The organism is Rahnella bruchi (genome assembly GCF_003614975.1).
GTDB lineage: Bacteria > Pseudomonadota > Gammaproteobacteria > Enterobacterales > Enterobacteriaceae > Rahnella > Rahnella bruchi.
This window is the reverse complement of record NZ_QZWI01000002.1, coordinates 15,104-34,899: the sequence shown is the minus strand read 5'-3', so window position 1 is coordinate 34,899 and position 19,796 is coordinate 15,104. Positions and strand designations below refer to the sequence as shown.

Sequence of the window (19,796 nt, the reverse complement as noted above, 5' to 3'; positions counted from 1 at the left end):
AAATTTATGCCAGCGGGAATCAAAACAAGGCCTTTAAGCCGTTATCTTAAAGATTTTAAACACAGTCAGACTCACTGTTCACAGTGCGCAAAAGAACTCGACAGGATGGCTCTGGTGTTTCGCGGGCAAATCATCAATAAAGAGGCCATCGCCAAGATGGATCAGCCTATTGATGATGACGTGTGGCACAACCTGTCGCAGGAACTGACCGCTCTGTGTCGTTTTTGCAGTGAGATAAGCTGTAACAGCCATTCGTCTTATTTCGACATTATGGCGTTTAAGCAATATCTGTTTGAACAGACTGAGATGAATCACAGCACGGTGCGCGAGTACGTTGTCCGCCTCCGCCGTCTGGATGAAATCCTCTCTGCCAATAACTATCCTCTGGATAAAGTTTCCGGGGACAGTATCCATCAGCGGATCATCAGTGATTTGCCGGTGGCAGGCCACGATAACTACCGTATTGCCCTGCGCAAATACGACCAGTATCTGGCCTGGCAGAAATCAGCATAACGCAACACACAAACAGGCTCCTGCGGGGGCCTGTTTTTTTGTCTTGCATCCCCGTCAGCGCAAAGTATAAATTCTTCATATACTGACATTATTACCATTCTCCAGATTCTACCCAACTTCGACTATAACGACTTCGCACGGCGACACGTCTGTGCGTCAGGGGAACATTGTGCCTGCTAAAATTTCATTGCTTAAAACCCGGCTGGAAGCCTTTGATCGTCTCGAACTCTTATGCAGCCCGACACCGCTTGAGAAACTTCATCGTCTCTCGGAATTCACCGGACGCGACATCTATATCAAGCGCGACGACATCACGCCGCTGGCGCTGGGCGGCAACAAACTGCGTAAGCTGGAATATCTGGCGGCAGCCGCGCTGGCAGAAGGTGCGGATACGCTGGTGACCGCCGGTGCTATTCAGTCGAACCATGTGCGTCAGACTGCGGCCGTTGCCGCCAAGCTGGGACTGAAATGCGTGGCGTTGCTGGAAAACCCAATCGGCACCACCGAAGCCAATTATCTGACCAACGGTAACCGCCTGCTGCTCGATTTATTTAATGTGGAAGTAGTGATGTGCGACGCGCTGCATGACCCGATGGCGCAGCTGGCAGAACAGGCGGAACGTCTGGAAGCGCAGGGTTTTCGTCCATACGTTGTGCCGATCGGTGGTTCGAACGCGCTGGGCGCACTGGGTTATGTACAATGCGCGCTGGAAATCGCCGAACAGTCTTCGGCGAATTTTGTTGATTTCAGTGCGGTGGTGGTGGCTTCCGGCAGCGCCGGTACGCACGCCGGGCTGGCGGTGGCCTTGCATCATCTGATGCCGGATACACAATTAATTGGTGTGACGGTGTCACGTTCAGCGGATGCGCAGCGCCCTAAAGTCGAGTCCATTGCCCGCGAAGTGGCAACAGAACTCCAGTTTGATAAGATATTGCCCCCTGTGATCCTGTGGGATGAGTATTTTGCACCGCGTTACGGCGAGCCCAATGAGGCGGGTATGGCGGCGGTAAAACTGCTGGCGGAGCAGGAAGCCATGCTGCTGGATCCGGTGTATACCGGCAAGGCGATGGCCGGATTACTCGACGGCATTGAACGCGGTTTGTTCCCGGAAGAAGGCCCGATCCTGTTCATTCATACCGGCGGCGCACCGGCACTGTTTGCTTATCATCCGCAGGTTTAATCGCCTAAAATGCGCTTATGCTTTTTTGAGCTAAGATTATAGAATTATATTCCTGATAACTGATGCCACCGGTGCTACTGTGCGCAAATCAGAAAGGCATATAACTTTTTATAATGAACAATAATTGAGGTGAATATGGGTTTTTCAGCGTTACGTCGTCGTTTAGTCCTCGGGGCAGTGGCCGTGACATTATCAACAGGGCTTATCAGCAACAGCTTTGCGGATGAAGGTTTACTGAAGAAAGTCAAAGATCGCGGCACGTTGATCGTCGGTCTTGAAGGCACTTATCCTCCGTTCAGTTTCCAGGGTGAAGACGGTAAACTGACCGGTTTTGAAGTAGAATTCGCCGATGCGCTGGCACAGCACATGGGCGTGAAAGCGAAACTGCAACCGACCAAATGGGACGGTATGCTGGCTTCGCTGGAATCCAAGCGTATCGACGTGGTGATCAATCAGGTGACCATTTCCCCTGAGCGCGAGAAGAAATATGATTTCTCTACGCCATACACCGTGTCCGGTATTCAGGCGCTGGTGAAGAAGGGCGCTGAAAGTTCTATTACCAAACCTGAAGATCTGAAAGGCAAAAAAGTCGGCGTGGGTCTGGGTACCAACTACGAACAGTGGCTGCGTGCAAACGTGCCGGGTGTTGATGTCCGTACCTATGATGATGACCCGACCAAATATCAGGATCTGCGTGTAGGCCGTATCAATGCGATTCTGGTTGACCGTCTGGCTGCGCTGGATCTGGTAAAGAAAACCGGCGATACCCTGGCTGTGGCAGGCGCACCGTTCTCCCGTCAGGAATCTGGTGTGGCAGTGCGTAAGGACAACCCTGAGCTGCTGGCCGCGATTAACACCGCGATCGCTGAAATGCAGAAAGATGGCTCATTAGCAAAAATCTCTGAAAAGTGGTTTGGTGCTGACGTCACAAAATAATGCTCGTCATAACTGAACTTGCCTCGGCGTTAGCTGCGCTTGCTCGCCCGAATCACTTACCTGTGTAAGCTCATCGGGACTCGCGCACTTGCTGCCTTGATGCAAGTTCATTTATTTAGAGCATATGTGAATATCTCAAAGATCCAGAAAATCTAAAGGTCTTAGATGCAAGAAAGTATTCAACTGGTGCTGGATTCAGCACCATTTTTATTGAAAGGTACCCTGTTTACCCTTCAGCTCAGTCTGGGCGGAATGGTCTTCGGGTTAATCCTGGGCTTCATACTGGCGCTGATGCGCCTTTCGCATTTCTGGCCGCTGTCATGGATATCACGTTTCTATGTGTCCGTTTTCCGTGGCACGCCTCTGATTGCTCAGCTGTTCATGATTTACTACGGCCTGCCACAGTTTGGCATTGAGCTGGATCCTATTCCGGCAGCGATGATTGGCCTGTCTTTAAACACCGCGGCCTATACCTCTGAAACCCTGCGTGCGGCGATTTCGTCCATTGAAAAAGGGCAGTGGGAAGCGGCGGCGAGTATTGGGATGAACCCGTGGCAGACGCTGCGCCGCGTGATTTTACCGCAGGCCGCGCGCACGGCACTTCCGCCGCTCGGCAACAGCTTTATCGGTCTGGTGAAAGACACCTCGCTCGCGGCCACCATTCAGGTGCCGGAACTGTTCCGTCAGGCGCAGCTGGTCACCTCGCGCACGCTGGAAGTGTTCACTATGTATCTCGCTGCATCCATCATCTACTGGGTGCTGGCGACCGTATTATCCTTCCTGCAAAACCGTCTGGAAGACCGCGTTAACCGTCAGGATCAGGAGCCTTCATGAGCACTATCGACGTAAAGCAACTGACAAAAAAATTCAACAAGCAGACGGTGTTACACGGTATTGATTTGCAGGTGAATGCCGGTGAAGTGGTGGCGATTATCGGGCCGAGCGGTTCGGGTAAGACCACGTTGCTGCGCAGTATTAATCTGCTGGAAGAACCGGACGGCGGCACCATCAAGGTCGGTAATATCGAAATTGATGCCAGTAAGCCCATCAGTAAGCAAAAAGATAAAGTGCGCGAATTGCGCAAACAGGTGGGTTTTGTCTTCCAGAACTTCAACCTGTTTCCGCACCGTTCCGTGCTGGAAAACATCATCGAAGGGCCGGTGATTGTGAAGGGCGAGCCGAGAGAAAAGGCCATCGCCAACGCACGTCAGTTACTGGAGAAGGTCGGATTAAACGGCAAAGAAAATGCCTATCCGCGACGCCTTTCCGGCGGTCAGCAGCAGCGTGTGGCTATCGCCCGCGCGCTGGCGATGAATCCGGAAGTGATTTTGTTCGATGAACCGACTTCAGCACTGGATCCTGAGCTGGTCGGCGAAGTCCTGAACACCATCCGCGCGCTGGCGCTCGAGCACCGCACAATGGTGATTGTGACACATGAAATGAGCTTTGCACGCGATGTGGCGGATAGGGCGATCTTTATGGATCAGGGGCGGATCGTAGAGCAGGGGCCAGCGAAAGAGCTGTTCTCGAATCCGCAACACGCCCGTACCAAACAGTTCCTCGAGAAGTTTTTAGCGCACTAAATCGTGCTCCCTCCTCTGCGACGAGGAGGGTTTATCAGAACTGATAATTTACCCCGAACACCGCCGATAAATCGCTGTATCCTTCGCCGCCAATCTGCTGCCCGACGTTTGTCCAGACATTCAGATTAGGATTCAGCTTGCCTTCCATCCCCAGCTTCACTTCCCCGATATTTGTGGTTCCGGCTTCTCTGACTTTTTCGTTGTCAAAACTGATGCTGGCAGGATCGGTGTTATACAGCCAGTTTGCCTCAACGTAAGTGGTAAATAAGTTCCCGCTGGCGCTGTCATCGCTGGCGACGCCGTCCCGCGAGACTTTTACACCCAGACGGCTGAGAAGATTGTTATCACTACCGGAACTGACGTGTGTACCGTTGCTTTCGGTATGCACGTCTGAGCTCAGTCCGTTCAGGACGAGCTGGGCCTGCGGGGTGATAAACACATCGCCATCTTCACCGTGCCAGACCGGCTGCCGGTAACCCGATTCCAGTGAACCGCTGAAACCGTGAATGTCATCATTATCAGATGACGGCGGTTCGCCCCCGATGCTGGCACTCATCCGGCTGTATTGCAGCCAGCTGCCGGCGTATACGCCGTTCTGCGTTTTGGCATTCTGGTACCAGGTCGCATAAACGCCATTGCTGTGCGCGTTGGCATCACTGGCCATGAAGCCGATCCCCAGACTGTCATCTGCGGAAAACTGACCTGAAAATATTTCGGTGCCACCGGATGTGGCGGTGATTTGGTTTTTTGCGGGCAAAAGAAAGGCAGACTCAGCAGGCGTCAGTGTGTGCAGAACAACCGTTTTCGAGGCGGAGGGAGTGGATGTTTGCGCGTGCGCAGAAAAACACGCCAGACAAAGAAGCAAACCAACGGACCCGCAAATTTCTTTCTGGCGCATGGTGCGCTCTTCTTTTAACGGAATACATACAATAAATGTAGATGACACTGACAAATATAAAATATGTCCCGGATAATAAATATCACAGTCGGGAACGCCTGTTATTTGATTTCGTCAGATATTCGTGACGGATTGCCGAATTTTTCACAGTTTTGTTGTAAATTGATACTCTTACCCGCGCCCCTTGTTTCCATGATGAGATCTTATGACGCTGAAAGCCCTTAATCCCGAATCCCTGCAAAAGAGCGATCTGATTAACCTGCTGATTGCCATTCCCGCCGGGATTGTTGCCGCGCTGGTGACGATTGCTTTTCGCGGAGCAATTTCGGGTGTCAACGGTCTGATGTTCACGGATGGCAGCGATATCACCAAAGCGTTCAACGAATATCCGAAAATTATCTGGCCGCTGATCACCACAGCAGGTGGCGTCATTGCCGGTTTTATCCTGATCCTGGCGCTGCGTTATGAAAACAAGCACGGCAAGATGCCGGATTATCTTGATGTTATCGATCAGCGGTTGCCGGGCATTCCGGTGATGAGTACCGTGCTGCGCGGATTGTCGTCGCTGGCCAGTATCGCCAGCGGGGGGTCTATCGGACGGGAAGGAGCGATGGTGCAGCTTTCCGCGCTGAGCGGCAGTCTGCTCGGGCGTTTTTCTCGTTTTAAAGGCGTTCACCAGTCGGATATTATCGCGATGGCCGCTGCGGGCGGGCTGGCAGCGGTCTATCACGCGCCTTTTGCCGGTGCGCTGTTTGTGGCGGAAATCGCGTTTGGCGTGACTGCCGTTCAGCGGCTGATCCCGCTGTTTATCTCGGCGTCGGTTGCGGTACTGACCGTGCGTTCACTGACCGATTACGCGCCGCTGTATCTGTATTCTTCGGTGTCTTTCAGCCCGTCTCTTGGTGCTATTTTCACCGTACTGATTATCGGCGTAGCGACGGGGATCCTCGGGCCGCTGTTCATTTCATCTATAGATAAAGTCCGTCACTGGATGACTCCGATTTCGCATCCGGCGCTGCGTCTGGGACTGGGCGGGCTGGGCGTTGGGCTGATCGCGATGATGTCGCCGCTGGTGCTTGGCAACGGTTTTGAAGTCATTGACTTAATTCTTAACAACGGTGATTTACAGACGTCCCTTCTGGTGCTGCTGGTGCTGAAAATTGTCGCCACAGCGATCACCATTGGTTCCGGCGCGGTGGGGGGACTGTTTACACCCTCGCTGCTGATTGGCGCAGCGGGCGGGGCGCTGGTGTGTACTTTCCTGCAATGGCTGGGTTTTGATCCCGGTCCGGTCGGGCTTTACGCCGCCATCGGCATGAGTGCACTGCTGGCGGCGACCAGTCACGCGCCACTGATGTCGATCATGATGGCGTTCGAAATGACCCTCAACAGTTCGCTGCTGTTCCCGCTGATGCTGGCGACGGCGATTTCTTATGTCGTGGCATCACGCCTCAAAGTCGGCGGTACGTATCCGGTGCTGACGCGGCATAACGCGCGGTTTGCGGCGAAAAATGAGTTTGAATACAGCACCGTGGCCGCACTGATTTCACCCTGCTCGAAAATGTACGTTGATGCCTCATTATCTGAAGTAGTCAGTGAAGGGCTGAAACAGCGCACGCGCTATGTGTATGTGGTGGATCGTGAAGAGCGTTTTCTCGGTGTGGTGCCGACTAACGTGGTGGCCGCCGGGCTGATTGATGGCAGCGTGAAATCCGACAGTCCGATGGATTCGTATATCGAGCAGGAGTTCACGACGATTTTCCAGCAGGCCAGTTACGAGCAGGCGTGGGCGATGTTCAGCAACTCACCGCTTGAGCGTCTGCCGGTGCTGGAAAACGCCGAATCGCGCCGCCTTATGGGGGTGATTACCAAAGCGGCGCTGCTCAGTAAAGCCAAAGATTTCCTGTAGCACCTTTTAACCGTCATCCCGACGTTTAAACGCATACCAGCCCGCCATCAGGGTAAACGCGCCAACGATCACCACCAGCAGAATAAAACCGTGGTGATTGCTGGCGAGCGGGATCCCGCCAACATTCATGCCAAAAAATCCCGCCACAATATTGATTGGTAGCGCCAGTACGGTGATTATCGTTAGCACATACAGCGTGCGGTTACTTTGCTCCATCTGGCGTGAGGTGATTTCTTCCTGCAACACGGAAGGGGCAATCCAGGCGGGCGGACGGGCCGAAAAACGAAGCCGTAAATCATTCCGGTGACTTCATCGTTGAAATTGAGAACGGCGGGTTTTTCTGTCTGCATTAAGGATTTCTGGTGGCGAAAACAGGTGACACCATTACGCCAGACATCGGCGGAAATATAATATCCTGACTGCTAATTTCACAATTTTGTAATATTCAAAAAAGGCATTACCCCCAATTTTCCTTCTGATGGCTGCACTCCTGACTTTACAGCCTGTTTCTTAAATTAACTCTTACAAATCATTAAGTTAATTGCATCTTAATTTATACCTCTTTGGGGGTATCTGTCGTTATGTAAATAAATACATGACGCAAAGGCGTTGATCGCAATCAAGTAGACGCGCGTGTGGGATGCATACCCTGAGGCCAACTTGAGCAATGTAATTGTATTCCCCGCCATTCACATAATGACAAAGCGCCACAGGCCTTTGCACAGGAGAGTCCCGGATGAGCAAGTTTCTTGACCGGTTTCGCTATTTCAAACAGCTAGCTGAACCTTTTGCTGACGGCCACGGCCAGACGCTGGATACCAATCGTGACTGGGAAGACGGCTACCGTAGCCGCTGGCAGCACGACAAAGTGGTGCGATCCACTCACGGTGTGAACTGCACCGGTTCATGCAGCTGGAAGATTTACGTTAAAAACGGTCTGGTCACCTGGGAAACCCAGCAGACTGACTATCCGCGCACCCGTCCGGACTTGCCAAACCACGAACCGCGTGGCTGTCCGCGTGGCGCCAGCTATTCCTGGTATCTCTACAGTGCAAACCGCCTGAAATATCCGCTGATGCGCAAGAAGCTGATCCAGTTATGGCGTGAAGCCAAACTGAAACACAGCGATCCGGTCGATGCCTGGGGCTCGATCATCAACCAGCCGGAAAAAGCCAAAGAATATAAAGCCGCACGCGGCCGTGGTGGTTTTGTGCGTTCCAGCTGGCAGGAAGTGAATGAGCTGATTGCGGCGTCCAACGTCTATACCGCCAAGACTTTCGGCCCGGACCGCATTATCGGCTTCTCGCCAATTCCGGCGATGTCGATGGTGTCTTACGCATCCGGCGCACGTTATCTGTCGCTGATCGGCGGTGTGTGTCTGAGCTTCTACGACTGGTATTGCGATTTACCACCGGCTTCTCCGCAGACCTGGGGCGAGCAGACCGACGTGCCGGAATCGGCTGACTGGTATAACTCGTCTTATATTATCGCCTGGGGTTCTAACGTTCCGCAGACCCGTACGCCGGACGCCCACTTCTTTACCGAAGTGCGCTACAAAGGCACCAAAACCGTTGCCATTACGCCGGACTACGCTGAAATCGCCAAGATTTGCGACCAGTGGCTGGCACCGAAACAAGGCACCGACAGCGCACTGGCGCTGGCAATGGGCCATGTGATCCTCAAATCCTTCCATATCGATAATCCGAGCCAGTACTTCACCGACTATGTGCGTCGTTACACCGACATGCCAATGCTGGTGATGCTCGAGCCGCGCGAAGACGGCTCTTACGCCGCAGGCCGTATGCTGCGTGCCTCTGACCTGGTGGATAACCTCGGTCAGGAAAATAACCCGCAGTGGAAAACTATCGCCTTTGATGAAAATACCGGCGAACTGGTGTCTCCGCTGGGCTCGATTGGTTACCGCTGGGGCGAAAAAGGCCAGTGGAATCTGGAATCCCGCGAAGGGAAAGACCATAAAGATGTCAGCCTGAAGCTGAGCCTGCTCGACGACCACGATGAAGTCGTCAACGTCGGTTATCCGTACTTCGGCGGCGCAGTCAGTGAGCATTTCAACAGCGTGGCGCTGGATGAAATCCTGATGCACAAACTGCCGGTCAAACGCCTGCAACTGGCGGATGGCAGCACCGGTCTGGTCGCCAGCGTGTATGACCTGACGCTGGCGAACTACGGCATTGAACGCGGTCTGAACGATGAAAACTGCGCGCAAAGCTATGACGAAATCAAAGCCTATACGCCAGCATGGGCCGAGAAAATCACCGGCGTTTCTCAGCAAAACATTGAACGTATCGCGCATGAGTTTGCCGATAACGCCAACAAAACCCATGGCCGTTCGATGATTATCGTCGGTGCCGGGATGAACCACTGGTATCACCTCGACATGAACTACCGTGGTCTGATCAACATGCTGATCTTCTGCGGTTGCGTAGGTCAGAGCGGTGGTGGCTGGGCACACTACGTCGGGCAGGAAAAACTGCGTCCGCAAACCGGCTGGCAACCGCTGGCATTTGGCCTCGACTGGCAACGTCCGCCACGCCAGATGAACAGCACCTCGTTCTTCTACAACCATTCCAGCCAGTGGCGTTACGAAACCGTCGCGCCGCAGGAACTGCTGTCCCCGCTGGCGGATAAGTCTAAATTCACCGGCAGCATGATTGACTTCAACGTGCGCGCCGAGCGTATGGGCTGGTTGCCGTCTGCGCCACAGCTGAGCGTCAACCCGCTGCACATTGCACAACAGGCGAAAGCCGCCGGTTTATCTCCGGCAGATTTCACCGTCGCAGCGCTTAAAGAGGGCAGCGTGCGGTTTGCCGCTGAACAGCCGGATAATCCGCAGAACTTCCCGCGTAACCTGTTCGTCTGGCGCTCCAACCTGCTGGGTTCTTCCGGTAAAGGCCATGAGTACATGCTGAAATATCTGCTGGGTACTGAACACGGTATTCAGGGAGATGACCTCGGCATTCAGGGCGGCGTGATGCCGGAAGAAGTTGAATGGCAGGCGCAGGGCGGCGAAGGCAAACTGGATCTGGTGGTGACGCTTGATTTCCGTATGTCCAGCACCTGTCTGTATTCCGACATCGTTCTGCCGACCGCGACCTGGTACGAAAAAGACGACATGAATACATCGGACATGCATCCGTTTATTCACCCGCTGTCTGCGGCTGTTGATCCTGCGTGGGATTCGAAAAGCGACTGGGAAATCTACAAAGGCATCGCCAAAGAATTCTCCCGTGTCTGTGTCGGACATTTGGGCGTGGAAACTGACGTTGTCACCATGCCTATCCAGCACGATTCCGCTGCTGAACTGGCGCAGCCGTTTGGCGTGGAAGACTGGAAAAAAGGCGAATGTGACCTGATCCCGGGACGTACCGCACCGCATCTGATGACCGTTGAACGCGATTATCCGAATACTTACGAGCGCTTCACATCTGTCGGACCGTTGCTGGAAAAACTCGGTAACGGCGGTAAAGGCATCAGCTGGAATACCGACAGCGAAGTCGATTTACTGAAAAAACTCAATTACACCAAACCAGATGGCACCGCCAAAGGGCAGCCGATGATCAACTCCGCGATAGATGCGGCGGAAGTCATCCTGACGCTGGCACCTGAAACCAACGGTCAGGTGGCGGTTAAAGCGTGGGCGGCACTCAGTGCTAATACCGGTCGCGACCATACGCATCTGGCGCTGAATAAAGAAGACGAGAAAATCCGCTTCCGCGATATTCAGGCACAGCCGCGCAAAATCATCTCGAGCCCGACGTGGTCTGGTCTGGAAGATGAACATGTGTCTTACAACGCCTGCTACACCAACGTGCATGAGCTGATCCCATGGCGCACGCTGTCTGGCCGTCAGCAGATTTATCAGGATCACGCGTGGATGCGTGCCTTCGGTGAAAGCCTGCTGGTGTACCGTCCGCCAATCGACACCCGCGCGGCGCAGCCGTTGCTGAATGCGAAACCGAACGGTAATCCGGAAATGGCGCTGAACTTCCTGACGCCGCACCAGAAATGGGGCATTCACTCCACGTACAGCGACAACCTGCTGATGCTGACCTTAGGTCGCGGCGGCCCGATTGTCTGGCTGAGTGAAGACGATGCGACAAAACTGGGTATCGAAGATAACGACTGGATTGAAGCCTTCAACGCTAACGGCTCGCTGAGCGCCCGTGCGGTGGTCAGCCAGCGCGTACCGGCGGGGATGACCATGATGTACCACGCGCAGGAACGCATCGTGAACATTCCGGGCTCGGAAATCAGCCAGCAACGCGGCGGTATCCACAACTCCGTCACCCGCGTTTGCCCGAAACCGACCCATATGATCGGTGGCTATGCGCAGCTGGCATACGGTTTCAACTACTACGGTACGGTCGGTTCTAACCGCGATGAATTCGTGATTGTACGCAAAATGAACCGCATCGACTGGTTAGACGATGAAGGTAATGACTACGTGCAGGACGCCGTGCAACAGGAGAAAGCCAAATGAAAATTCGTTCACAAGTCGGCATGGTGCTGAATCTCGACAAATGTATTGGCTGCCACACCTGTTCCGTGACCTGCAAAAACGTCTGGACTAGCCGCGAAGGGATGGAATACGCGTGGTTCAATAACGTGGAAACCAAACCGGGCCTGGGTTATCCGCACGACTGGGAAAACCAGGAAAAATGGAAGGGCGGCTGGATCCGCAAAATCAACGGCAAACTGCAGCCGCGTATGGGCAACAAAGCCAACCTGCTGCATAAAATCTTCGCCAACCCGCACATGCCGGAAATCGATGATTACTACGAACCGTTTGATTTTGATTATCAGCATCTGCATACCGCGAAAGACGGTAAACATCAGCCGGTGGCCCGTCCGCGCTCGCTGCTGACCGGCAAACGCATGAAGAAAATTGTCGGCGGCCCGAACTGGGAAGACGATCTGGGCACTGAGTTCAGCAAACGCTCTGCCGATCAGAACTTCGCCAACATGCAGAAAGAAATGTACGGCGAGTTCGAAAACACCTTTATGGCGTACCTGCCGCGTCTGTGCGAACACTGCCTGAATCCGGCGTGTGTGGCGACTTGTCCGAGCGGCGCGATTTATAAGCGCGGTGAAGACGGCATCGTACTGATCGACCAAGACAAATGCCGCGGCTGGCGTATGTGTCTGACCGGTTGTCCGTACAAAAAAATCTACTTCAACTGGAAAAGCGGCAAATCAGAAAAATGTATTTTCTGCTATCCGCGTATCGAAGCGGGCCAGCCAACGGTCTGTTCCGAAACTTGTGTTGGTCGTATCCGTTATCTCGGCGTGGTGTTGTATGACGCCGACCGTATCGCGGAAGCAGCATCGGTCGAAAACGACAAAGACTTGTACGAAAGCCAGATGAGCATCTTCCTCGATCCGAATGATCCGCAAGTGATCGCACAGGCTGAAAAAGACGGCATTCCGCTTTCCGTTATGGACGCTGCGCGTCAGTCACCGGTTTACAAAATGGCGATTGAATGGAAGCTGGCACTGCCGCTGCATCCGGAATACCGCACACTGCCGATGGTCTGGTACGTGCCACCGCTGTCTCCGATTCAGTCTGCTGCCGACGCCGGTGCCTTACCGCACAGCGGCGTGCTGCCGGACGTTGAGAGCCTGCGCATACCTGTGCAATATCTGGCGAACCTGCTGACGGCGGGCGACACCACGCCGGTACTGCGTGCGCTCAAACGTATGATGGCGATGCGTCACTTCAAACGTGCTGAAACGGTGGATGGCGTAACGGACACCAGCGCGCTGGAACAGGTCGGATTGTCTGCGGCGCAGGCGGAAGAAATGTACCGCTATCTGGCGATTGCTAACTACGAAGACCGTTTCGTGGTGCCTTCCAGCCACCGTGAACAGGCGCGGGAAGCGTTCCCGGAAGCCAAAGGCTGCGGTTTCAGCTTCGGTGACGGTTGTCACGGCAGCGACAGCAAATTCAACCTGTTCAACAGCAAACGCATTGATGCCATCGACATCGGCGCGAAAACAGAAAGGAAGGGCTAATGAACAGTTTACGCATCATCGGCCTGCTGCTGGATTATCCGTCTGAAGATCTGCGGGAACACAAGATGGAGCTTCTCGAGGCGGTCACGCAGTCAGCTGAACTGAAATCAGAACAGCGTCTGGATCTGGCGCTGTTTATTACGGATTTTTGTAAAAAGGATCTGCTGGATACGCAATCGGCTTACACCGGTTTGTTCGACCGTGGCCGTGCTACGTCGTTACTGTTGTTTGAACACGTTCATGGTGAATCCCGTGATCGCGGTCAGGCAATGGTCGATCTGATGGAGCAATACCGCGAAGCTGGCCTTGAAATCGACAGCCGCGAGCTGCCGGATTATCTGCCGCTGTATCTGGAATATCTCACCACGCGTGATGAAATGCAGGCACGTGAAGGGCTGCGCGATATCGCGCCGATCCTGGCCTTGCTCAGCGCCCGCATGCAGGAACGCGACAGCCATTACGCTGAACTGTTTGATTTGCTGCTGGCGCTGTCCGGCAGTGATATTGCCACCGCAACGGTACGCGAAAGCATCAAACAGGAAGCCCGTGATGACACGCCTGCCGCGCTGGATGCGGTATGGGAAGAGGAACAAATTAAGTTCCTCGGTGAGCAAAGTTGTGCGACGGGTGAAGAAGCCGCGCACCAGAAACGCTTTGCCGGTGCAGTCGCACCACAGTATCTGAACCTTGATGACACGCCTGCGGGGGAACCACGCAAATGACCGACTTCCTCAACAACTTCTTTTTTAATATCTATCCGTATCTGTGCGGCACGGTATTTCTGGTCGGTAGCTGGCTGAGATACGATTATGGTCAGTACAGCTGGCGCGCGGGCTCCAGTCAGTTGCTGGAGAAAAAAACGCTGCGCATTGCCTCGCCGCTGTTCCACGTGGGTATTCTCGGGATTATCGCCGGTCATGCCTTCGGTATGCTGACACCGCACTGGATGTATGAATCCTTCCTGCCGGTCCCGGTGAAGCAGCAAATGGCGATGTGGGCGGGCGGCGCGTGTGGCGTGATGACCCTGATTGGCGGCGGTATGCTGGTGTGGCGTCGTCTGAGCAACGAGCGCGTGCGTGCGACCTCCAGTTTTGGTGACATCATGATCATCATTCTGCTGGTGGTGCAGTGTGCGCTGGGGTTGAGCACTATTCCGTTTTCCGCGCAGCATATGGACGGCAGTGAAATGATGAAGCTGGTTGGCTGGGCGCAGTCGGTCGTGACCTTCCGTGGCGGTGCGGCAGCGCATCTGGACGGCGTGGCATTTATCTTCCGCGTGCATCTGGTGCTAGGGATGACGTTATTCCTGCTGTTCCCGTTCTGCCGTCTGGTGCATATCTGGAGCGCGCCGGTGGAATATCTGACCCGTCGTTATCAGCTGGTTCGTAATCGTCGCTGATTGACCTTCACGGATTGTGAACTGACGGTTTTGACATAAAAACGAAGGGCGCTATTATGCGCCCTTATCTTTTTTTATTGCTCAAGGACGCATCTGATGGCCACCCCAAGACAACCTATGACCGTAGCTCGTCGTTTACTTCGCAATAGCCTGATTTTACTGGTTATCGGTATTGTTGCCACTATTCACGGTTTGGTGGTCGGCAGCCCCGAAACCCCACCGGGTGAAATGGCACCGCAACTGATGCTGGGCATCTGGTTTATCTTTATCGGCTGTGTGATGGCGCTGATCAGCTGGCTGGTGATCCGGAACAAAAAGAAGAAAGGGGAAATCTGACCTGCTGGTGGAGTGCGCTTAAATTCAACTTTAAAAAAGCGGGTTCTTGCTCTGCGAATAGCTTCCAGACACTCGCTACTGTGATAGCCGCAAAAGCTCCCTCCCCTGCGAAGGGGAGGGTTGGGGTGGGGTATTAAAGACAAATTGAGGTGGTTGAGTTTGCTCTGACTCGATGCTGGCCCTTAAAACCCCCTCCCAGCCTCCCCCTTCGCAGGGGGCGGAGCAAAAATAAAAACATCCTTCCGTAGAATTTAAGATCCTGGGGCGTTTCAGAATCTTGATAATGAGATATTGCAGACTTTAACCCCACGCCGTAACACTTAAAGCATAATCAGCATCATATAGGCGCAGAATAACGCCAGGTGCGCAGTACCATTAAGCACATTGGTACGGCCAGTAGAGAACGATATCTGGCACAGAATCATTACTGCCAGCATCACCACAATGTTAGCCGGATCCAGACTGAAAATCAGTTCCTGACCGGTCAGTGTGGCAATCACAGTGACCGCGGGGACGGTCAGTGAAATCGTTGCCAGCACGGAACCGAAGAACAAGTTCATGGCCCGTTGTACCTGATTCTTCAGCACCGCTTTCAGCGCACCCAGACCTTCCGGTGAAAGGATAAGCAATGCCACCAGGAAGCCGGTGAACTGTGCAGGCGCATTCAGCTCGGTCAGCAGACTTTCCAGCGGGTTGGCATTGAATTTGGTGACGGCAATCACCAGCACCAGATGGACAATCAGCCAGAGCGTGTGCGTCAGATTACTTTTCGAAGAGGGTTTTCCGTGACCATCTTCTTCGCCTTCATCTTCATGCTCGTAAATAAACAGGCTCTGGTGGGTTTTGGTCTGGATAAGCAGAAACACGCCATACATCGCCGCCGAAATTACCGCGACAAATAACGCCTGTGGCGTAGAGAAGTTACCTGCCGGCAGCGCCGCAGGTAGCACGAGGACGATCACCGCCAGCGGGAAAATTGCCATCAGATACTGTTTAATGCCGCCGAGATTTACGTACTGCGTAGCAAATTTACGGCCACCGAGCAGCAGGGCGACGCCTACCAGACCGGCTGTAACAATCATGATGATCGAGAATAAGGTGTCACGCATCAGCGCCGGTGCGGCATCGCCTGTCGCCATCAGGGCCGAAATCAAACTGACTTCGAGGATGACCACTGAAAGGCTGAGGATGAGTGAGCCGTAAGGTTCGCCCAGACGGTGTGCCAGTACGTCGGCATGACGTACCACACTGAAGGCGCTGGCGAGAATACCGACCAGCGCGATTAAATTGATGCCGACGACCGAGGCAAAATTACTGCTGTTGCCCCAGAGGACCAGAATGATAAGCGCGGCTAGAGGGAAAATCAGGGAGTATTCCTGATGGCGGGTTTTTACTTTTGGATGTTCCTGTGAAGACACCATGATGATTATTCTCCTTATAAACACTCACGAATTCACAACCGCCTGTCTGTCGGTTGTAAGCAAAATGCATAGCAGCATAAAGTTGTAACCCGTTAAGTATAGTAGATAAAATAATCTGTTAACAGATTATTATCATGACTGAGCAATAAAAACCGGTATGACATGTATTTTTTGCTACATGAATCCATAAAATTCCAGTTTAATCTTAACTTAATTTTTATTGTTAATTATTTAAAATCAATAAAAACAATGAATTAATTTTTATTAATGTTTTTATAAGGCTGATGCGTCAATTTTTGTAAATCATTCCTATACCCACATGAAAAATCGGTGAAATCACGCGCTTTTCGGCTCAAAAGCGGAGATAGGGAATAATCTGGCTGAGTCTCCTGAGGTTAGCAGCTAGACTTATGTCTGTGTGCACGTAACGCACACATTGAATGTAACGATCATGAACGTCATGAAAAAGGAGCAAGCTATGCCTTATCAGAACCGCTCAGCGTTGCCTGACTCTGTTCGCCATGTCCTTCCGGCACATGCGCAGGACATCTATAAAGAAGCCTTTAACAGTGCGTGGGATGAATACGCGAAGTCCAAAGATCGCCAGGGCGATGATTCCCGCGAAGAGACCGCGCACAAAGTGGCGTGGGCCGCGGTTAAACACGGCTACAAAAAAGGCGATGACGACAAATGGCACCCTAAGAAATCCTGATGCCCCGCGGCGGGTTGGGAAGTCCCGACCCGTCAGCCTTAACGTCCCGCAGTACTGATCCTGCCTGTTTTGGTGTTAATTCCCTCCTGAATGTCAACATTCTTACAATGTTCACAAAATAATCATTTTATTTTCGTTTTGTGATCGCTATCAATCTTGATTGCAACGAAAGAAACGAATAAGGTTTCAGCAAGTAGTGTTATAACAAAATTCCGAATGAATCTGACCCGCGCCTCAAGTTAAGGCGAAATTTGTCCGATAACACGATTAGCTCATTACCACGTTAGCCCATAACCACGATAGCGGAGAACACAGCGTCAACAGCATGGCATGTTCAAAAGTAAGTCGTACCGAAGGGGGAATGAATGTTAACTCGAGATTTCCTGCGTAACGCAGATTGTAAAACAGCATTCGGCAGCATTGACGAATCAATGCTTCTGACCCCTGAACAACGTGCCGCCTCACTGAGTTGCACGCTGGCGCGTCGCCCCGATAACAGCCCGGTCTGGATTTTCGGCTACGGCTCGTTGATGTGGAATCCGGTTTTCGATTCCGAAGAAGCGCGGCCTGCCACGTTGCATGGATTTCACCGTGCTTTCTGTTTACGTCTGACTTCAGGACGTGGAACCCACGCGCAACCGGGCCGTATGCTGGCGCTTCGTGATGGTGGTCAGACTACCGGTCTGGCGTTCCGTCTGCCGGAAGACAAGCTTCACGAAGAACTCGAACTGCTATGGAAGCGTGAAATGCTGACCGGCTGCTATCGCCCGACCTGGTGCGAGTTAGAACTCGACGATGGACGCAAGGTGACGGCGCTGGTGTTTATCATGGACTCCTCACATCCGCAGTACGAAGCTGATACTGATTATCAGGTTATCGCCCCTCTGATTGCTCAGGCCAGCGGCCCGCTCGGCACCAACGCGCAGTATTTGTTTGCTCTTGAAAAAGAGCTGAACAACTACGGCATGAGTGATGACTGCATGAGCGAACTGGTAAAACAGGTACGGATGCTGCTGTCGGTGACACCCGGCTTTGATGTCCCCGGTCTGAGTTAAACCTCTCCCATTCACACTGCGCGGGATCTCCGCGCAGTGCATCAATCTCCCTGCAATTGCTGCTGCCTGACGGCTTTATTTTGTATGAAGACGCGGAAGGCTGCTGCAACGACTGAAACTTTCAAAATCCTTTTGGAAGCAGTATCCCGCCTCCGGTTATTGGTGGTTAGCAGCCATTTAGCATTCCGCTATTGTTGCGCCTGTTGTCAGTCATCAGTCATAACTATCCTTTACATGGGGATAGTTTGAGTGCAGTATAGGGAACCTCAGGGGCATGGATGAAAGCTATATTTATTGAATTACCCGCTTTTGAAGCAAACCGTTCGGCGTATCTGTCCGACGATGAATACCGGATCCTGCAAAATGCATTATTGCTTTTCCCCACTTGTGGGGATGTGATTATGCACACCGGGGGATTACGTAAACTTCGGTTTCTTGATCGTCAGAGAAATAAAGGTCAGCGCGGCGGAACGAGGATCATTTATTACTGGTGGGTCGCAAAATCGCATTTTCTCCTCATTACGGTATATGGAAAAAGCGAAGTCAATGACCTGACATTTGGACAAAAAAAGATGTTGGGACTGCTGTTGAAACAGCATAAGGCGAAACAAGAATGACAATGAAAAGGGATCTTTTTACTGAGATTGCGGATGGCCTGAATGCCTGGGGTGAAGCAGGGCAGGGTAAACGCACGCTTAAAACGGTAGAAAGAACGGTCGACCGTGAAGTCAGGCTGAGCGCTATTGAACTAAAAGAGATTCGGGAGACGCTGAATATCTCTCAGGCGGTTTTTGCCTATTATCTGCAAACCGCGCTGACCACCTATCAAAACTGGGAACAGGGCAGAGCGAAACCTAACCGGCAGGCAATTTTGCTGATAAAACTGGTCGAAAAAGATCCGACGACATTAGAGCGGCTGGCGGGTTTAGTCTAGATATCGGTGTGGGGACTGTAAGAGCAGATGGAATGCTGAGGGGAAAGTATTTCCCCCCGTCTGACTTTACACAGAAATCTTGCGCACGGTTTGCCCCGAAACGGTTTCCTGCCCGTTCGGCCCGTAGAATTTCTGCGTCTGGCTGGCATTGAGAATAGCCAACGCCTCGGTGTTATAGGCAATTTGTTTGCCCAGCAACATCCCGTTATGGCGGTTGATCTGACTCAGCCTGGTAGTCAGCTGCACCACATTTTTCCACATCACCGCGATTTCCGGCTGACGGGAATAGGGAGCATTTTGCTTCAGGCGCTCGTCATGCTGACGACGCTGCTTATCAAGATAGTCTACCGTAGCTAACAGTGAGCTTTTCTGCTCGGTGATATGTTGCAGGGCAGCACCATTAACGCGGCCCGAGCAAAGTATCGTTTGTTCGTGATTAATCACTTGATCCAGAGCTTGCAACGTTTCAACCAAGGTAGTCATGGTCTTGATAAAATTCTTCATCGGGCCTTATTACCTTCCAACTTTTCGTCTCTAATCCTGAAGCCTTCAGTTTAAAGACCTTTGAGATAATCCTGCGTGTCCTGCAACAAAGCATCGGCAATTTTGCCGGTATCCATGGTCAGTTTGCCATCACGGATAGCCTGTTTCAGTTCGTCGACACGTGCCGTGTTGATGTCCTGAGCACTGGACTGAGTCAGAGACGCTTGCGCTGAACTCAGTGTCACCGCCGTACCGCTGGTGGTGGTGCCAGAAACGGTGCCTTCTTTACGCGCAGTCTGAACAGAAGCTTCAGAAGGGTCGCGCTGCTGGATCGAAGTTAAAGGTGAAACACCTTGCGTGCGATCGATAGCCATAATCTTTTCTCCGGTTAGGGTATTCAGGGC

19 protein-coding genes and 1 pseudogene are annotated in these 19,796 nt (G+C 52.7%); 15 read left to right on the top strand and 5 right to left on the bottom strand.

Annotation, left to right across the window (positions count from 1 at the left end; genetic code table 11):
* Positions 1-6: 6 nt before the first annotated feature.
* The 5 genes from fliZ (at position 7) to tcyN (ending at position 4,212) form a co-directional block, all read left to right on the top strand.
* On the top strand, positions 7-513 hold the full coding sequence (fliZ, locus tag D5398_RS05575; RefSeq protein WP_120506725.1) for a flagella biosynthesis regulatory protein FliZ: 507 nt from the start codon (positions 7-9) through the stop codon (positions 511-513).
* A gap of 169 nt (positions 514-682) precedes the next feature.
* Positions 683-1,693: a D-cysteine desulfhydrase gene (locus tag D5398_RS05570; RefSeq protein WP_120506724.1), complete on the top strand. Its 1,011-nt coding sequence runs from the start codon at positions 683-685 to the stop codon at positions 1,691-1,693.
* A gap of 135 nt (positions 1,694-1,828) precedes the next feature.
* Positions 1,829-2,629: a cystine ABC transporter substrate-binding protein gene (gene tcyJ / locus D5398_RS05565; protein WP_120506723.1), complete on the top strand. Its 801-nt coding sequence runs from the start codon at positions 1,829-1,831 to the stop codon at positions 2,627-2,629.
* Positions 2,630-2,794: 165 nt separating this feature from the next.
* Positions 2,795-3,463: a cystine ABC transporter permease gene (gene tcyL, locus D5398_RS05560; protein WP_120506722.1), complete on the top strand. Its 669-nt coding sequence runs from the start codon at positions 2,795-2,797 to the stop codon at positions 3,461-3,463.
* A complete protein-coding gene (gene tcyN, locus D5398_RS05555) occupies positions 3,460-4,212 on the top strand; it encodes an L-cystine ABC transporter ATP-binding protein TcyN (protein ID WP_120506721.1) in 753 nt (250 codons plus the stop codon). Before tcyL ends, tcyN begins: the two co-directional genes overlap by 4 nt.
* A 34-nt stretch (positions 4,213-4,246) precedes the next feature.
* Here the strand turns inward: tcyN and D5398_RS05550 are convergent, their stop codons facing one another.
* Positions 4,247-5,110 (bottom strand): autotransporter outer membrane beta-barrel domain-containing protein, encoded by an 864-nt coding sequence (locus D5398_RS05550; protein WP_120506720.1) that lies wholly within the window; start codon positions 5,108-5,110, stop codon positions 4,247-4,249.
* Positions 5,111-5,315: 205 nt separating this feature from the next.
* Here D5398_RS05550 and D5398_RS05545 point away from each other — a divergent pair, with 205 nt between their 5' ends.
* A complete protein-coding gene (locus D5398_RS05545; RefSeq protein WP_120506719.1) occupies positions 5,316-7,019 on the top strand; it encodes a chloride channel protein in 1,704 nt (567 codons plus the stop codon).
* Positions 7,020-7,025: 6 nt separating this feature from the next.
* Here D5398_RS05545 and D5398_RS05540 read toward each other — a convergent pair.
* Positions 7,026-7,268: pseudogene (locus D5398_RS05540) on the bottom strand (CorA family divalent cation transporter); the annotation flags it as partial.
* A 487-nt stretch (positions 7,269-7,755) separates the two neighbouring features.
* On the opposite strand from D5398_RS05540, the gene D5398_RS05535 reads away from it, so the two are divergent.
* The 5 genes from D5398_RS05535 to D5398_RS05515 all read left to right on the top strand — a co-directional run bounded on the left by D5398_RS05535 (position 7,756) and on the right by D5398_RS05515 (position 14,787).
* The gene (locus D5398_RS05535; protein WP_120506718.1) at positions 7,756-11,520 is read left to right on the top strand and encodes a nitrate reductase subunit alpha; all 3,765 of its coding nucleotides are present in this window, start codon (positions 7,756-7,758) and stop codon (positions 11,518-11,520) included.
* Positions 11,517-13,052: a nitrate reductase subunit beta gene (narH, locus tag D5398_RS05530; protein WP_120506717.1), complete on the top strand. Its 1,536-nt coding sequence runs from the start codon at positions 11,517-11,519 to the stop codon at positions 13,050-13,052. Before D5398_RS05535 ends, narH begins: the two co-directional genes overlap by 4 nt.
* Positions 13,052-13,774, top strand: coding sequence for a nitrate reductase molybdenum cofactor assembly chaperone (narJ, locus tag D5398_RS05525; protein ID WP_120506716.1), 723 nt, complete (start codon positions 13,052-13,054; stop codon positions 13,772-13,774). Before narH ends, narJ begins: the two co-directional genes overlap by 1 nt.
* Complete coding sequence (narI, locus tag D5398_RS05520; protein ID WP_095922190.1) at positions 13,771-14,451, top strand: respiratory nitrate reductase subunit gamma; 681 nt, start codon at positions 13,771-13,773, stop codon at positions 14,449-14,451. Before narJ ends, narI begins: the two co-directional genes overlap by 4 nt.
* Positions 14,452-14,547: 96 nt before the next feature.
* Entirely contained in the window at positions 14,548-14,787 is a 240-nt protein-coding gene (locus tag D5398_RS05515; protein ID WP_112291735.1) for a hypothetical protein, read from the top strand.
* Positions 14,788-15,107: 320 nt separating this feature from the next.
* On the opposite strand, the gene chaA is transcribed toward D5398_RS05515, so the two are convergent.
* Positions 15,108-16,208, bottom strand: a complete 1,101-nt coding sequence (gene chaA / locus D5398_RS05510; protein WP_120506715.1) for a sodium-potassium/proton antiporter ChaA — start codon at positions 16,206-16,208, stop codon at positions 15,108-15,110.
* Positions 16,209-16,686: 478 nt separating this feature from the next.
* Between chaA and chaB the strand changes: the two genes are divergently transcribed.
* The 4 genes from chaB (at position 16,687) to D5398_RS05490 (ending at position 18,909) form a co-directional block, all read left to right on the top strand.
* Positions 16,687-16,920 (top strand): putative cation transport regulator ChaB, encoded by a 234-nt coding sequence (gene chaB / locus D5398_RS05505; RefSeq protein WP_120506714.1) that lies wholly within the window; start codon positions 16,687-16,689, stop codon positions 16,918-16,920.
* Positions 16,921-17,285: 365 nt separating this feature from the next.
* On the top strand, positions 17,286-17,975 hold the full coding sequence (locus D5398_RS05500; protein ID WP_120506713.1) for a gamma-glutamylcyclotransferase: 690 nt from the start codon (positions 17,286-17,288) through the stop codon (positions 17,973-17,975).
* A gap of 278 nt (positions 17,976-18,253) precedes the next feature.
* Entirely contained in the window at positions 18,254-18,592 is a 339-nt protein-coding gene (locus tag D5398_RS05495) for a toxin (RefSeq protein WP_120506712.1), read from the top strand.
* Positions 18,593-18,594: 2 nt separating this feature from the next.
* Complete coding sequence (locus D5398_RS05490) at positions 18,595-18,909, top strand: helix-turn-helix domain-containing protein (protein ID WP_415838565.1); 315 nt, start codon at positions 18,595-18,597, stop codon at positions 18,907-18,909.
* A gap of 66 nt (positions 18,910-18,975) precedes the next feature.
* On the opposite strand, the gene D5398_RS05485 is transcribed toward D5398_RS05490, so the two are convergent.
* Positions 18,976-19,413: a flagella synthesis protein FlgN gene (locus tag D5398_RS05485; protein ID WP_120506710.1), complete on the bottom strand. Its 438-nt coding sequence runs from the start codon at positions 19,411-19,413 to the stop codon at positions 18,976-18,978.
* A 50-nt stretch (positions 19,414-19,463) separates the two neighbouring features.
* Positions 19,464-19,766 (bottom strand): flagellar biosynthesis anti-sigma factor FlgM, encoded by a 303-nt coding sequence (gene flgM, locus D5398_RS05480; protein ID WP_112289796.1) that lies wholly within the window; start codon positions 19,764-19,766, stop codon positions 19,464-19,466.
* Positions 19,767-19,796 lie beyond the last annotated feature (30 nt).